Annotated in this window: 11 protein-coding genes; all 11 read right to left on the bottom strand. The window is 45.1% G+C overall.

Annotated features, from left to right (window positions below; genetic code table 11):
- Nucleotides 1–31 precede the first annotated feature (31 nt).
- Nucleotides 32–688 (bottom strand): hypothetical protein, encoded by a 657-nt coding sequence (locus P5G61_RS12465; RefSeq protein ID WP_301246724.1) that lies wholly within the window; start codon nucleotides 686–688, stop codon nucleotides 32–34.
- 486 nt (nucleotides 689–1,174) lie between these two features.
- Nucleotides 1,175–1,705 carry a sigma-70 family RNA polymerase sigma factor gene (locus P5G61_RS12460; protein ID WP_024630426.1) on the bottom strand — a complete coding sequence of 177 codons (531 nt, stop codon included), beginning with the start codon at nucleotides 1,703–1,705 and terminating at the stop codon, nucleotides 1,175–1,177.
- 104 nt (nucleotides 1,706–1,809) lie between these two features.
- Nucleotides 1,810–2,898 (bottom strand): toprim domain-containing protein, encoded by a 1,089-nt coding sequence (locus P5G61_RS12455; protein ID WP_301246723.1) that lies wholly within the window; start codon nucleotides 2,896–2,898, stop codon nucleotides 1,810–1,812.
- Nucleotides 2,899–3,089: 191 nt separating this feature from the next.
- Nucleotides 3,090–4,373, bottom strand: coding sequence for a DnaB-like helicase C-terminal domain-containing protein (locus P5G61_RS12450; protein ID WP_301246721.1), 1,284 nt, complete (start codon nucleotides 4,371–4,373; stop codon nucleotides 3,090–3,092).
- A gap of 445 nt (nucleotides 4,374–4,818) precedes the next feature.
- Entirely contained in the window at nucleotides 4,819–5,595 is a 777-nt protein-coding gene (locus tag P5G61_RS12445; protein WP_301246720.1) for an ATP-binding protein, read from the bottom strand.
- The gene (locus P5G61_RS12440; protein ID WP_301246718.1) at nucleotides 5,595–6,569 is read right to left on the bottom strand and encodes a helix-turn-helix domain-containing protein; all 975 of its coding nucleotides are present in this window, start codon (nucleotides 6,567–6,569) and stop codon (nucleotides 5,595–5,597) included. Before P5G61_RS12440 ends, P5G61_RS12445 begins: the two co-directional genes overlap by 1 nt.
- Before the next feature lie 912 nt (nucleotides 6,570–7,481).
- A complete protein-coding gene (locus P5G61_RS12435) occupies nucleotides 7,482–7,784 on the bottom strand; it encodes a hypothetical protein (protein ID WP_301246717.1) in 303 nt (100 codons plus the stop codon).
- The gene (locus P5G61_RS12430) at nucleotides 7,784–8,551 is read right to left on the bottom strand and encodes a peptidoglycan recognition protein family protein (RefSeq protein WP_301246715.1); all 768 of its coding nucleotides are present in this window, start codon (nucleotides 8,549–8,551) and stop codon (nucleotides 7,784–7,786) included. Before P5G61_RS12430 ends, P5G61_RS12435 begins: the two co-directional genes overlap by 1 nt.
- Nucleotides 8,552–8,580: 29 nt before the next feature.
- A complete protein-coding gene (locus tag P5G61_RS12425) occupies nucleotides 8,581–8,922 on the bottom strand; it encodes a hypothetical protein (RefSeq protein ID WP_301246714.1) in 342 nt (113 codons plus the stop codon).
- A gap of 1 nt (nucleotide 8,923) precedes the next feature.
- Entirely contained in the window at nucleotides 8,924–9,235 is a 312-nt protein-coding gene (locus P5G61_RS12420) for a hypothetical protein (RefSeq protein ID WP_109998317.1), read from the bottom strand.
- A gap of 406 nt (nucleotides 9,236–9,641) precedes the next feature.
- On the bottom strand, nucleotides 9,642–16,322 hold the full coding sequence (locus P5G61_RS12415; protein ID WP_301246713.1) for a DNRLRE domain-containing protein: 6,681 nt from the start codon (nucleotides 16,320–16,322) through the stop codon (nucleotides 9,642–9,644).
- Between the last annotated feature and the right edge of the window lie 7 nt (nucleotides 16,323–16,329).

Genomic DNA, 16,329 nt, shown 5'->3' with positions numbered 1-16,329 from the left:
AGGGCCATCTCAGCCCCTCACTCATTACAGATTAGAATGGGAGTTTGCGTTGTGTTGCAGGTACTCCTTGTTGCTCATAGGCTGGCTGAACACCTTGTGGTGCATGATTATAAACGTTAGATTGAGTCTGGGCACCTGCTACTAACGCTTGCATGAAATCTGCAATCTCGTCTGGGCTATGTGGTGTAACTAGCGGTGTAATATCAGGCATCTGGTCGATTAATTCTTGCGTCGGGAAGTCCAGAACAGGTTTTCCAGCTTCATGGTTTGTCACATAGCGGCGGGCACTGTAGGCAGTGTCGGAAGCACCTCTACCAGTGCGGTAAAGGGTTACGAAGTTCTTAGTAGGGTCGCACTCGTCAAGATTGAATTCTTGGTTCAACTTTTGAACATGAGACTTAGCCAAAGAGACGAATTTGACTCTCTTCTCTATAGGGTCATACACACGGAACTTAATCCGCAATGCAGGATATTTAAAAGGGTTTGCTTTGCAAAGTGGGCAAATGTCTTTGCCGGGGCAACGAATGTATTTAGGTGTCAGACCGGATTCATAGTGCTCACGGATACCGAACAGGTCTTCAAACCAGTCAATGAAGAGCATAGTCATTGGCTTTCCTTCTTCAAAAGTAATGAATTCTGCACCGCCAGAGAGAATTGCTCCAAGACCACGAACGACTGTGTTAGACATAATGTGTTTCCTCCAATGTATTTTGTATTTTAGGTTCGCTGACCTCTTACTATTAGTCGTCGTTCCATCTTTTCAAAAAGGAGCGAATGACTTTTTAAGAAATTGGATAGGATATATTAAAAAGCGATTTAATCTTCTTTTAATATTTCTTCCTTAATATCAGTAGTAGATGTATCCCTTTGGAAGTCTGTGTCATTTGCTTCAACTACTAAAGGATTGGGTAATTAATATGATCTGTAAAATTATAGATTTGTTACAAAACCTATTTTAATTGCACTGTTTTACAACATAGTGTATTGACACTACTCTAAGTGCAGCTGTAGAATGTTTCTATGAGAAATTTGAAACATATATAGGAACAGTTAAAGGTTTTTTAGGCAAAGTATGTTATACTTTAAAAGAGAGAAATACTGAAGCTAAAAACTCCCAAGACACTCTTACTAATATCTATCTATGTATATCTTCTAAGGTAGGTAAATTAGGGTGTTACCCCTGACATAATTTTTTTAACGTTTTCATCGCACGGGAAGCATGGGACTTGTTCAAGCCAAGTAAGTTAGAAATCTCTGTTGGCTTCATATCTATCCCTTCCTCTGTGAAGAGCATGAAATCAATGATTCGACGTTGTTGCGGTGTAAACATACAGAGGTTGTTCAAGTAATCAGTTTTTACGTCAGACAGTCCATAGCCTATCTCTTCAGTTGCGTACGAGAAGTAATCGATAGTTGAACCATATTCTTCATCTGCCCCATCGCAAAAATTAACAGATGTGCTGTTTTTGCTAATCATACGGTTGTTTTTGCGGTAGTAGTCAAATACTGCACGTTGAACGACAGTATGAGAGAATGTGAAGATATCTTTCTTAACTTGTCCTTTGTCGATGGCTGTAAGAATACGAAGCACAGCTTCTGATTGAACTTCTTCACGGTCTTCACTTCTCACGCCTTTCAGTATAAATTTGAAGATAGGTGTTAAGGACTCGATATCGAAGTTCGATATCGTTGTTTGAGTTGTCATAGTTAATATTCCTCCAATGGTTTCATGTGTAATGTGTTGCCAGTAATATCAGAGGTCGTTGCTTCGTTTGAGTAAGATGCGACTAAATTTGAATAGAATTTTGCTTACTGGAACATTGACCCGATTAGATTCACGTTGTAGGTGTCGAGACGGTCTAGTAAACAAGCATTAAGCAGTTCATTGCTGTCTTTGAGCGCAGGAAAGCTAGGGTAGCGTACACGGTTCACAACGAACCCTGCCCTATCCAGTAAGATTGCGGCGTCTTGCATTCCCTTCTCGCCCGCTTTATCGTTGTCTAGCATCAAATCAATTTCCTCGATGCCAGCCAACTGCAACTCCCGAATTTGATTCCTGAAAAGAATACGTCCGTTAATCGAGATTGCGGGGATATCCACCTGATAGTTGGACATACAGTCAATAGGTGATTCGACCATCCTGACTCGCCTAATTCGGTGTTTCGTAGTTCTAAGTGTGTTAATGAAATGGAGACCAAAAATAATATCTTTCTTTATCGCGCTGCCTTCATTAATGAACTTAGTACCGTGATAGCTGTTTCCTATCTTTCTCTTCTGCACAAAACGGAGTTCTCCGGATCTCTTCCTCTGAGGGAATACAATTGTCGCAGTTGCAGTGTCAACACAGATTTCGTAGGTTTCGAGGGTGCTGTCGTTAAATCCCCTAGAACGCATGTAATTTATGCCAGTCTGATAGAGTAGTTCATTACTAGCCCTCGAATCTTTCATGCTAGTAAGAACGCTCTCTTCAAGGTGGGGAATAACGTACTTGTTCCTGCGATTATCTATGAAGTCAACCATATCGAACGTTCTTCGTTTTTCTTCCTCGATGATATAGGTAGAGAGCAAAACTTTAATGCCCTCTCCTTCATTCAGGTCAAGAGCGTTCTCTATTAAAGTGTCTATTGTTCCTAAGTAGCCACAAAAAAAGCAGTTACAGTGATAGGGCGGTTCTTTAGAGATGCCAAAAGATGCCCTTGTTTCGGAATGTAATGGACAGCAACTCATGACCCATCCCCCCGTATCATTCAGTCCTGTGAATGCTTTAGGGTTACTTAGAACCTTCGAGAGATGCTGATAAGAGAACCTGAGTTCATCTGTCAACTCTTCAGGATCAATGTACAAGGATTCAAGAATCTCAATATTGGGATCCTCTTGTTTGAGAGAGAGATTAATCACTTCCCTTTCCCCCTATCTGGGCGAAACCGGGAGAGTGGATTGCTATCTCGTCCTCATGAACATCGACGTGAACGTTGAAAAAGTTAGGGAAGTATTGGCAGTGAGCCGTTAACTCCTTACTCTCCTTATACGCTTCTAAGCTGATAGAGTTAAGGCACAGTTGTACCCACATGGGCTACTCCCTCCCTCTCTTAGAAGTATTGTTCGTTAATGGAATCATCCAGGAGAGAGACGATACCAGAGTCGAAGTCGTAGCGCACAAGGAACGATTGTCCGCTTGCATTTTCACGATTTTTTATGACCAAGATTCTAAAGGTGTTGTCACTCACTTTTACGATAGAGATGCCCTTTGAAGCATCCTGTACGATGGCGAAGGTTTCCCCAATATCTCCGGCATCAACATTCTCCGTAATGTCCTTCTTTACTTTCTTAAGGGCATCGCGGTTCGCTTGAGCGACAACTATTGCGGGCTTACCAGTATCGAGAATTAAGTCTCGAACTCCTGCCGAAACATCATACAGGCGCTGTCTAAGGTCGCCGCTCCCCCGTGAGGAAAGTCGTAACTTTGATAATTGGTCGAGTGTCCAACGATTGTGTCCTTCTCGTTCGAGTATCCGGTGGATTTCGTCGAGCGTGTAAGGTTTGCCTCCATTACTCTTAAGGTCGTAAATTACCATGTCTTTCTTCTTCTGCTTAAGGCGGTCAATAAACTCCGCATAAGCATCTCTCTTTTCGTTAGAGAACGTACCGCGTGTTAGAGCAAGCCGTGACACTTTGGCAAGTGTATTGTCCCAGTTATGGGCAATTTCTGATGCTCTTTGCTCCAAGGCGAAGTAGGCTGGATAGTCATCATCTAATGTACTGTTCCATGCCGCTGACATCATAAAGGATGATATGAGGGTCTTCCCCATGTTTGTTGGCGCAAACACGAGAAAGTAATCGACCGCCCCATCTGTGTATTCAAGTCCGTTGGTCGCTAAATCTAGCGGCTTGAATCCAGTAGTCATTCCTATGATTTCATCTTTTGCCCTACCGTGGATTTTGTCATAAGCATCGAGACGTTGTTGAGCATTTTCGATGTAGGAGTAGCCCTGACCCCTTAAGCCGATAGACTTCAGAAATCTTCCTGCTTCCATCTGAAGTTGCTGAATAGCCGCTGTCGTTTCCTTTTTGGCGAAAGTCTCCGAAGCAGATACCAGTATCGGTTTGAACTCCCTATAAAGAAAGTCCTCCCTCACCGCTCGCACAACGTGGTCGATGTTCTCCAATTCCACCAACTCAAACGTATCAAACTTGTTCATTACCGTTTCTATTGTTGGCAAGTATCCGTTTTTCTTTTTGAAGCCTTTGACGTACTCGAAGGTTTCTTTGTGTATCTGAAAGTAGTCCTCAGTAATACCTGCATCCTCGACAACGCCCCACTCTTTAACGTTTAGGATGTGGTTGAGTAGCTGAAGTTCTTCGATTGCCGCCATTGTGTTCCCTCCCAATTTCCGATTACACTCTTAGTAGTCGAGTCATCTACGGAAAAAGGTGCGGCGTGATTCCAGCTAAGGCTCTATGTGACTTCATTTCCTCATCGATTATGTACAAGTCAGACTTGTCCGCCGGCAAATTTAATCCTATATTATGGAAATAGAAAAGGACTCACCGAATACAATTAGAAAAGTAATTGTATTCGGTGAATCCTTACGGGTTTTCATGTAGCGACAGTGCTTGAGGTAGGTCATGCGATCAGCGCAACTAAGTTGTCTGATCAATGCTCCTTTGGGCTGTTTTCGCTTGCCTCTCTAAGTTCGTATCGAGCTGTTATGAGCTGTATCACAACATATATAGAGTCTCTTTCAACTATGGTGTTTACAAATAGCTCGACAATAGGTAAATCTTCACTAAACACGTCAACAAACGCTCCACTTAAATTTAGTATTTGTAGGTATTATCTTCTCTTCTGTCTCTGCCGCCCAATGGAATGACCATCGTATTGTAAAGCATTCGAGATACAACCATGTCTCCAAGCATGTCATCTTGACGTAATATTGAATCAGGGAAATTGCTTGTAAAGATTGTACTTTTCTGTGCTTCTTTACGGAAGTCAATAACATCATAGATAAGGTCTCGAATGATTGGGGTGATTCGACCGCTCCCGATATCATCTAGTATTAGTAGCGGAACGTCATTCATGTGGTTGAGTTCTCGGTGGGCTTCGTAGGTAAACTTCTCGTCATTACGAGTGTAAATATCCCGCTGACGGTTAGCCCAAGCTCCAAATTTTACATACATTCCCACAGGGGTTTCATAATCAAACCATTGTGGGTCACGACAAACTTTGTAAATAAATTCATTAAGAACGGCATTGGCTGTCCATGATTTACCTGTACCTTTGCCCCTGTTAATCAAGGCAAGGTTCGTACCTGAAGTGACAAAGCCTACTGAATTAGATAGCAAGTCCTTCAGGATGGTTGCAAAGTCAGCGTTGTCCGCATCCTCAACGTAGTTGTGCAGGTTGGCAGTACGGTACTCCTTGGGGATTTTAGCCAAGCCGATAGCCTTTTCCAGTTTATCATAGCCCACACAATAGGTGAGCGTATGCTCGGGCGGCAACTTCACTTCACCGCTACGAAGTTTGCACCAGTCCTTTACCACACAGGTTTCACATGTGCTAAACAGTTCTGTCTTTGTTTCAGTCAAAATACTCATTAGTTACCTCCTTTAATCCTCTTCAGGAAGTCTTCAGCAGACATGCCGCTCTTTGTCTGGACGGTAGTCTCAACCATTTCCTTCTTCTCTTGCGCCGCGATATAGAACGGTTTCTTGCCTTTCTCGACGAACAAATCAATCTCTGCCGCCCGTCCTGAAGTACAGAACCACTCAAGGGATTGATTGTCGTATCCAATTTGGAAAAAGGCATTAATTCTTAGCTTAATTAGCGCCTTGTTGCCGTCAACATTCTTGAGCAAGCGCCCAATCATTCCACGGTGTTTACTTCGGGCGGTTTCGTGTGTTCTGCCTGTAGCGTCAATAAACTTCTCGTAGAAGTATTGAACGAAGTTGTCGTTCTTCCATCGGTCAATGTCATCAGGCAGGGAGAACCTGCTTTTCCCTTCCCCAAAGTTGCCCGCTTTTTCAACAGTGCCACCTAGAACGTTTCTCATTACTTCCTTTGTCGCAGGTTGGTCGGAGATATCAGGCTTCGCCTTTCTAGCGTACGGTGGGTTGAACATATCGTCACCTTCCTTCTTCACCCTGCTTAAAAGGGTCTCACGTATATGTGATTCAGTCTCAACATCGACAGGAATCTCCCGAAAGATGATTCCCTCTTTGTCAAGCTTCTCAAGCATCTTAATGAAGCATTCGTATACATCTTCGTATAGGCATACCTCAACTTCTTTGTACACGGAATTTACAGTCCGCCAGAACATTTCGGATACATGTAGATGGTCAATCTTGTCTATGTCCATCAGATAGTAGGAGTTCGTCTTCCGATTACCGTTACGTTCCTTCAGGATAAACCCCTTCTCGCAGAGTTCGTCAATGTACTTGATTGCCGTTTTCTTGGTGCAGTTGCAAGCCATAGCAATTCGTGATACGGCAGGAAATGCTTCTCTTCCGTTCTCAAAAACGTACTTGGATATCACGCCGTAGGCTATCTTAGACGTGTCTGATAATTCCAAACAAGAAACCACCATGTTCGGCAGTTGCACATGCCCTCTGTTTTCAGAGTCACGGTAAACGAATTGCTTTTCGCTAGAAACTATCACCTGTCCTTTGTATTGCCCCATTGTTAAATCATCTCCCTGCTCTAAGTGGTCGGCGCAAGTATTGACAAAGTTGCGGGAGATGTTACGTCCAGCCCCTTCCCTGAAGGACTTCGGCGGGCGACTTTTAGGCGTAAACTTGCTGATAATACTTGTGGTATTCAGTAATAAGATTGGACATATTGACCATCTCACCTGGCTTCCTTTAGAGAAGGGGATGTCACGTTGTTCACGTGTATGACTCCGTTGATAGCACAGTGGATAAGGCATATAGCTGTATGTCGCATATGTCTCAACCCCTCTGTTATCAATAGTCGATCTATCTATGGAAAAAGATGTTCGCTCGAAGGCGGGACTTTATTAACCGATTACGTGTACTCCTATTGCTCGAAGTTCTTTAATGAATTTGGAGTATGTTGTGTTAGTGAAGGTAAAGAGTTCGGTCGCCTTCTTGATTTCCTCGTTGGTCAGGTCTCGAAGGTTGCCTTCGCTGTCGCCCATGTTTACAAAGATCTGTCCAGCCAGGACTTCGACCTTTTGCCGTCTTCGTCGTACAGTGGGCGGTTGAGCATTAGCCCGTCCAGCTTTCCATTTTCATTGCAGAAGATATCGAAGTCGTGATAACGAACCAACTCGATGACCCGCCGGCAATCGCTTGCAGTTCACTTAGTTCGTTCTTGATCGTCTTCACGTATGAGTGAACCTTATCCGGTGCGACCACCACCATCCTGATTAAATGTTGCTTTGCCATGTACCCATTTCTTTCGCAAGCTCTTTAACACTGGGTATACCGTTCTCCTCCAGACGATGCAAAGAGATCTGCCAATCCTATTCCCTTTTAATTCCTAGTTTCTTCAGCCAATCACTCAGATAGTTAGCCCCACGGGACGCTAGTAAGCCAGCGGCTACTGTAGATGAGTATGCGGCAATTCCGGTAAGTCCGAATGGATTAAGTCCGAATGCAAATGCCAGTCCTACGCCTACTATAATAGAAACTGCATACGTGCCTGTATCCTTAATAGGCATTACTTTCTTGATGACTTCCGTGATTGCTTCTGTTAAGCCCGCCACAAGCATCCACAGACCGATTGCACCTACTGCTGTAGCCAATACTCCAGTTAAAGTTACCATTATTTCTTCACCGCCCTAGCAATTAGGATTGTGTTTAGGAACGCCAGTTCAGAAGCAGTCAGCGTACCATTCTTGGCTTTGGTAATCCAAGCTTCGTCCGTAAAGAACCCTTTATCCTTAAAGTCTGTCAGGTTCTTTACAAGCATGTCTAATGCCCACTTATCAAGCTTCATAGGTTCATCGTCCTCCGATACTTCAGTTTTAGTTGGTGATTCAGGCGTACTGCAATCCTTCAGTTCAGCCGCCACATCGTTTAGGAATTGAGCCTTACTGATTCCCATAATTTTCAAAGCGTTCTTGTACGGGTCGGACTTGCGGTTCGGATCAAGCTCAGTGTGGCCTGAAATCCGCTTCAAGGGATTCAATCCGTACTTGTTACATAGATACGCCATATACCACACGTACCGTTTGTAAGCTTCTTGATTATTAATGCTCCCCTTCTTATTGGAGTAACACAGTTCTACACCGATTGCGTGGTCATTGGAGTCAAAGCCGTAAAGGTCATTGTCTGTAGTGACGTTATACAACACGTGCCAAGCCTTCTCAGTGAGTGGCACACACTCAATGATGACCTCATCATCAATAAAGGTATGCGCAGAAGCACTCTCGACGTTGGCAGAGTTCGTATAGTAGTTCACGTTACCCACCGCTGTACTGCCGTCATTGCCCGTGTCATGAGCCACGATAAATACAATTCCTCGGTTCTTTAGGCCGGAACGTCTCTTCGTATTGACTGGTATGTATTTCTGTACAATGGAATACTTCATCTTGAAAGCCATCTAGTTCACCCTTTCTATTAAATCTTTGGGGTGCTATCCCCTACCTTTTCCTCCGCGATACTATAGACACTTTCTACTTGAGAATTACCAGGAACGGTCATGGTAGTTTCTGTATTGGTAGTTTTGAACTCCCTCACTGTCTGTACTGCGAATACCCCGCCCACGATGGTCATAACGACAGGGCTAAGGCTTCCTATCATCTCAATCGAGACGGAGCTGACCGCTACCCCGAAGAAAGGTGCAAAGAATATAATCAGCAGGAACAGTGCAAACAGACCGCCAAACAGTACCATTAGAAAATCCTTAGCGGAGAAGCCGTCATTGTCTTTCCAGAATGCGCTCTTCACAAAATTCACCATCTTAGCGCACGTCTCCCCTCCGTCTTGAGAGTTGAGCCACTAATTGCTCTACCTTGATATTCAGCAGCCTGTTCTCACTAATCAGTTCCATGTTTTCCTGACGAAGCGTGATGACTTCGTTGCTTAGTCTCTCAATCTTTTCTTCCGAAGCTGTGAGACGTTCAATCAACCTTTCACGGAAGGCCTGCTCGTCCTTGGAGAGCAATTCTCTATCCGTTACCTTGTTATTGTTTTTGCCGCTGGCGTAGCCGATTACACCGGATACAGCAGTACCAACGAGGCCAGCGATTGCTGTAATTACACCTACGTCCATATCTATCACCTGACCTTTTCATTCTGTTTGTGGCACGTTAATAAGTCACATAATAATCCGGTGTATATTGTGTGACTATAGACAACGGGATGTGATGGAATAATGAATGATGTTGGGACGTTGCTACTCTACCTGCAAACAGATAAGAACTCGTCCGAATTGACCATAGAAACCTCTGCTCCCACATCTTCCTTCACAAATTTCGCCACCCACATGCATAACACTAGTTGTGACATGGCTCTTGTTCGGAATTATCTCGATCACACATAGCCGCAACCAAGATTTATGCCAAGGTATCTCAGAAAAATGAGTAGGAAAAATAAGAAAGTTTCATCCTCTTGCAACTACAATATAGGTAATTTTGGGCAAAAAATAACCCCTACCAAGTAAGGTAGGGGCTTCATAATTACATAATGAAGCAATATCCGTAGTCAGCAACTACATCAATTGTGGATACAAGATCGTTACGGTACAGTACATAAAGTTTCGATGGGACTGTACGGAATTGCCATGTCTCAATGAAGGAAGGGAGGTCTGATTTATCGCTCCGTCTTGCTACGATTCTACCGTTGAGGTCTTTGTCAGCACTTCTTCTGATAGTAATTGTAGCCTTCAGGTCAGCCTTTTCAGTTCTCCTTACGGTGATTGTACAATCTAGCAAGTCACTCTTTTCCAAGACTTCAAGACGCATAGGGATTTCAGAGAAAGCACTTCTGCGTACAGTGATTTTGGAATTAAGGACTTTCCACTGGATGGTGTTAATGCTACCTCCAATGTCGCTGTTGTCTCTTCTCCGTACCGTAATCTTGCAGGTCTTTTCGGACATGCTCGAACGCCTTACGGCTAGTTGCGAGTTCAGGTCAGAACTGAAGAGAACGTAAATGCTGGAATCAAGGTCAGCATCAGCAACAGGAATAATGAATACCTTGCCTGTCATTTTATTTAATGCAGGTACACCTAACGTAGTCGGCAGGTCTTCGTTCTTTCTGTAGACGATGCTTGCGTTCGCAGGAAGGTCGCTCTTCCCTTTAGCCCGCACTTTCAGGCTAGAAGGAATGTTGTGCTCAGCGTTCAGTACAACTTGGATGCTTCCCACGATATCAGATGCAGGTGAGATTTCAATACTTCCGTCAAGGTCGGTCTGTCCAACAGGGATGAAGTCAACGTGACCTGTCATCGTGTTGTCGAATCGTACACCGATTGTCGAAGGGATAGTATATCTCATTACAGGGACAATGACGGACACTAGGTCACTAACTCCGTGTCTAACGACCGTCAGGCTACCGCCCACATCGTGGTCTGCCCAATTCCTTACTCCGATAGTTCCGACGAACTGTGACCATTCTTGTACTTGCAGAGTAGTTGGAATCTCAGAGATGAAACGATTCTTTACTCCGATTGTACCTTTCAGGTCTTTGTTTCCGTAAGCAGGTACGGCGATTACCGAAGCCAAGTTACCCGATATTACTTGAATGCTCGAAGGAATCATGCTTGCCCCTACTACATCTAGGGTCGCAACGATTTCATTCATGTACTTAACGAATACCTTAGAACCTAAGTCTTTGCTATCCTTGAACATTACCTTAATGGTTGACCGTAGGTCTTTGTTAAGCACTACGTTAACTACGCCCGCAAGTTCAGGTCTGCTTACAATCAAGCCGCCGCCAAGGGATTGCTCTGCATCGACTTTGACCTTAACAATAGAAGTAACGTCTGAGCGGTCAGTGACTTTAATGCTTGACTGAAGTACGTCCCTACTTACCGTAATACCCGCCGCTAGTTCACCTTGACCGAATGCGTTGACCGTAATAGAAGCGTCAATGTCGGCAGGGAGAGTAACTTCAAGGCTAGAAGGTAAATCAGGTCTGCTTACTTCGAGAGTCACAGGCAGGAACTCGAACCAAGTCGGATTCACCGTTAGTTTCGATGGCAGTACTTCCGCATTGGATACGTAAAGCGTACTGCCCAAGCTGTAACCTACTACGACGAGCGCAGAAGGGATTTCAGCTTGCCCTACACCCATTACCATTACTTCAGAGTAAAGGTCTCTGTTGACCCCTACGTTGACCGTAACGCTTCCGTCTATGCCCTCTTCCACGTTGTGACGAACTGTGATGCTGGAAGGCAGGTCACCATTCTCAGAAGGTTTGGCTGTTATCGAGCCTCCCAAGTTCGGTCTGGAAACCGTTACCTGAGTGGTTAAGTCTTCAGCATTCTCCCCACGAACCGTAAAGCGGAATTCGATATCGTTGTGCGGGAGGACAGTCAGGGATGCAGGTCTCTCTTTTACATTGACTACCAGCCAAGAGAAGAAGTCTTGCTCCGTCCAAACTCTTACGCCGACCGTCGAAGGAAGGTCTACTCTGTTTTTAACGTAAAAGCTGATTGGGAGGTCAGGCTTGCTTACTGACATTCTGCCGTCAATCTTACTAAGAGACTTGTTAGATACTCCCAAGCTAGACGGGATATCAAGTTGGTCACGGTACATGGCAGTGATACTCGAAAGCATATCAGGTCTGCTCACGTTAGCTACGCCTGTGAACTCATTGTTACGAGTTACCTCAAGGGATGCAGGAATGCCTACTTCCAACCAAGCTGGTTTTCTAACTCTAATCCTAGACGACAAGTTCTTACGGGAAGGTACTCGAACGCTAGAGTCGATATTAGAACGTCCAAAACTCCATACAGCAGGGTCAAAGTATGTGACCACTAACTGAGGGGCTAGGCTTGCTTCTTTGGAGAAGAAGTACTCGTAGTTAGGTTCGGATTCGTCAGCCGCCACCAAGTAGAAGTCAACTAAGTTGTTTCCTACTGTGTACTGCTGTTCGATGAAGTCTGTCACATCGAATGTTACGTGTCCGTCTACAGTGTTTACCGTGTAGGAGTTGGAGATTTCAGTCCCAATGTTCGGACGGTTGTCCCATGTCACGCCTGTTTCCGACCAGCTTCCGTCTACTGCGAACAGCTTCAGATTCTTAGTCGGTACTTGACCGTAAACCATACGGAGTTCAACATTTTCGATATTATAGCTTGATTTCAGGCTAGAGATATCAAATCCTAACAGGGAGCGAAGCACCTTGTCCTTGTAACTACCTACTGCGAAAGTTGTCTCTTCACCGTTGTTGAGAGTCGGAACGTCTTCCCTTACATAAGCGTCTTTGACAGTATCCAGAACAACCTCTTCACGGATTGGTAAAGTGATATCCACAATACCTGTCATTTTGTTCGTAGGCGTGACTCCCATGATACTAAGGAGGTCTCTAGCCCCGCCCTTCACTACGTCGATTTCGGATTCGAGGTCGCTGTGAACACGAATCTTAGCAAGGATTTTAGAAGGGATTTCGCTTTGTGCAGGGTACATGACTTTGATTTTACTGTTCAGGTCTGTGCGACTTGGGACAATAACGCTACCCGCTAGGTCATCGTGCCACAAAATAAACATACTAGAATCAATACCGGACTGTGCTTCTCTACGGACGGAGATTCTACCGTTCAGGTTTCTTACAATCCAAACATTGACTTTACCTGTCAGGTCTTCGTTTTCGGTTCTCTTTACCGTAATCTTAGATTCTATGGACTTTTCAAAGAACTGACGTACTGTAATACTTCCGTCAATCGTGTCGTATTGAACAACTTCGATGGCAGAGTCAAGGTCACTTGCCATACGCACCCTAACGGTAAACTCACCGTCAATATCGACGTTCCCGTAGGCAGGGACTTCAATCCTACTAAACAGGTATCCAGAGTTTACTTGGATGCTGGACGGCAACATGCTTGCCCCTACAATGTCCATCTCAGCCAAGATGTCTTTTCTGAACGGTACGATGATTTTGGATTTAAGGTCTTTATCAACGGTACGTCTGACTGTGATACTTCCTGTGATATCACTGTGGATAATCGGGAAGATTAACCCTTTCAAGTCAGGTCTGGATACTGCCGCCTGTCCTGTTAGTTCACTTCTGTCAGCCCGTCTTGCTGTAACCATGCCATCCAAATCACTGCGGAATCTGACGTAAACTGAAGAGTTAAGGTCAGGTCTGGATACCGTCAGGCTAGAATCCTTTGTGCTGTCGTTCGTGTGCCTTACAGAGATGCTACCCTTGTAGTCGATGTAAGGGTTGACCTCAATCGTGCCGAGTAACTGGTACTGGTTGGAAACGATGCTTGAAACAATGTCAGTGTCTTCGCCGCCCCTTGCAATCATCACAGAGTCTAGGTCACTACGATTCAGGACTTCAATCGTACCAAGTTTATTACGCTCACTTACAATGAACTGCGCTGTCAGGTCTTCGTCCACTGTACGCATTACCTTGATTGTACCAACTTTGTCGATGTACGGTCTTACGTAGACGGTGGCAGGACGCTCTTTAACGATTACAATTGCCCACCCGTAAAGGTTGTCGTCACCCCATACTCGAACACCTAGCTTCGACGGAGTGTCTTTTCTGTTGGCTACGTAAAGAGTCTGTTTAAGGTTTGGTCTGGATACCGTAATGCTACAGTTCTCAAGGTCGTTCAGGTCTGCTTCCCGTACCGCCACTTTGGAAGTCAGGTCGCTCCAAGTCCCTACTCTTACGATACCTTTACCTTGCAGGTTTGGTCTGGAAAGCATCAAACGGGAAGGAAGGTTCTCGAACCGATTACCTGAAGGTGTGACCGTTATTTTCGAGGACATGTCGTTCTTATCGGATTTCTTGAATACATTAATCTTGGACGACAAATCCTTTGTACGTGGGTACATTACCAAGATGCTAGTATCAATTCCAGAACGTCCGGTGCTTCGGATTACTTCATCAAAGTACGTGTATTCGATGGATGGTGCTAAAGATACCCCTGCATCCATTGAGAAGAACTGAGACGATTCGTCAGCTTCGTTTACCGCCCGAACGTAGAAGTCTACGATGTTCTTACCTTCAGCCTTAGCTTTCAGGATGTATTCGGTGATATCAAAGGTGATGAAGCCTTTCTCTACGTCTGCTGTAAAGTCTCCTTGGCTTACTACATCGCCAGCATTGGGTTGGTTGTTCCAAGTTACTCCGAACTCTGACCAATCGCCTGTTATGGCTCTTAGTTCGAGTGGGTATATTGGGGTACGACCGATGGAATGCTTAAGCTTCATTGAGACTTTTTCAATCTTGTAGTCGTTGGACATACCCAAGATATTCGTGATATCAAAACCTACAAGGCTTCGGAATATCTCCGTACGAGCAGCACTGTATCCTGCGACCAACGTCTGTTCTCCGCCATAGTTCAGCTTAGGGTACGTTTCACGAATAAATGCGTCACGTTTCGCAGTTATTGTGTCTGTTACTCTCGTAGGCTTTTGAATGTCTATGATTGCGGTCATCCTATTGGAAGGAGTTACACCCAAGGTCATCGGCAGGTCAGAGACTTGATTTACGTTCACCTCAGAGGTTACGTCACTATCCCCCGTGCCCCAAATGTCAGTTTGACCTGTCATCGAGTTCCGTAAGCGTACACCAATTCTGCCGTCAATAGTGGACTCACTGATACCCATTGTGAAGATACTGCCGCCTATTTCCTCTGTTCCCTGACCGAAGATATCGACCGTGCCTTCCATTGTGTTCAACTCTCGAACGGCCATCTTAGATTTAAGGTAGCTGTCACCCATCCTCTTGATGCTTATTTTCGAGTCGAGGTCAGCTTCTCTCACACCCCATATAAACGACGTACCGTCCATGGTGTTGTTCTCGGTTACGGAAATCTTAGAAGGTAGATAGGAATGACTGGTCACGGCTAATATACTCTCTAGGTCACCATCCCTTACGCCCCATATAAATGACTTACCGTCCATGGTGTTGTTCTCAGTTACGGAAATCTTAGAGGGTAGATAGGAATGACTAGGTACTGCTAATGTACTCTCCAGGCTAGAGCTTACGACAGGCTGTATAACCCCTGCCATGTCACTGCTACCACTTTCACTGACTGTAAAGAAGGCACTAAATTCATTCCGGTAAGGCACATTAAGCGAAGAAGTAACGTCAGATACCTGCTTGACATTTATAGAACTTGCTAAATTACTTACGGGAATTATGCCTTCCCATGTGTCGCCACTTAAACCACTACTATCCATTGCATCAATAGTGATAGAATTGATAAGGGAAGTGTAATTACTCTCAGGAACAGTGTATGAAAAGTTGTAAGGCGTTGTTTGTAGTTTGCTCCAATCCATTACTACCACACCGTTGACAGAAATCCTGTATTTGGAGTTGCCGTTAGCGGGGTCTGTTACTGAGCCGCTTACGTTGCCTTCGTTGTCCACTGTTGATGACACAACAGGCGGGAGTTTCAGGAATGTAAGGACTGCCTTACCACTACCTAAGTTACTACCTGTTGTTGATGTACTGCCAAAAAGCGTAAGGTCAATGTAGTTGTGACCACCTGCACCGCCACCACCTCCACCGCCCGATGCGGCGTACCAGTCTCCGGGAGTAGCAGAAGCACCGCCACCGCCACCTGCACCGCCACCGCCATCATAATCAGTCGCACCGCTGTTTCCAACCGAACCTGTACCGCCCTTGCCGTTGTAGTAGGATTCAGAACCACCTACACCGCCAGAACCGCCACCATGTGGAAATACGCCACTTGCTCCACCTGCACCTGCTGAACCTCTATATGATATGCTACCGCCGACTCCGTTTGTCCCACCAGAGCCAGCGTTACCTCCCGTGCCGCCAGTACCACCTGCGGCAGTTCCTCCACTGTGCCCTGCCGCCCCTCCGTTACCTCCACGTCCACCGCCACCACCTGCGGCAATTATGACGGAACTACCTCTCTTGACATAAGTCCCACCTGCGCCGTTTGTGCCGCTACTACCGGGACTAGCAGTACCGCCACTAGCTTTACCTGAGCCGCCACTACCGCCGCTACCACCATTAGATTGACTGCCTACTGTAATAGCTAAGACTTCACCTTTGGTGAGGTTTATTTCCCCTTTTACGTAGCCGCCACTACCGCCGTTCGTACTACCTGCTCCGCTTAACTCTATTAAATAACGTCCGCTATTGGGTACTGTCCAAGATGACGTAGTGGACGTAAAATTAAACTTATCACCGACGACTGCCAATTTTTAT

This window comes from Paenibacillus vandeheii (assembly GCF_030433635.1).
Lineage (GTDB): Bacteria > Bacillota > Bacilli > Paenibacillales > Paenibacillaceae > Paenibacillus > Paenibacillus vandeheii.
Note: the sequence above shows the minus strand (reverse complement) of the source record. Positions and strands in the feature narration are given on the sequence as shown.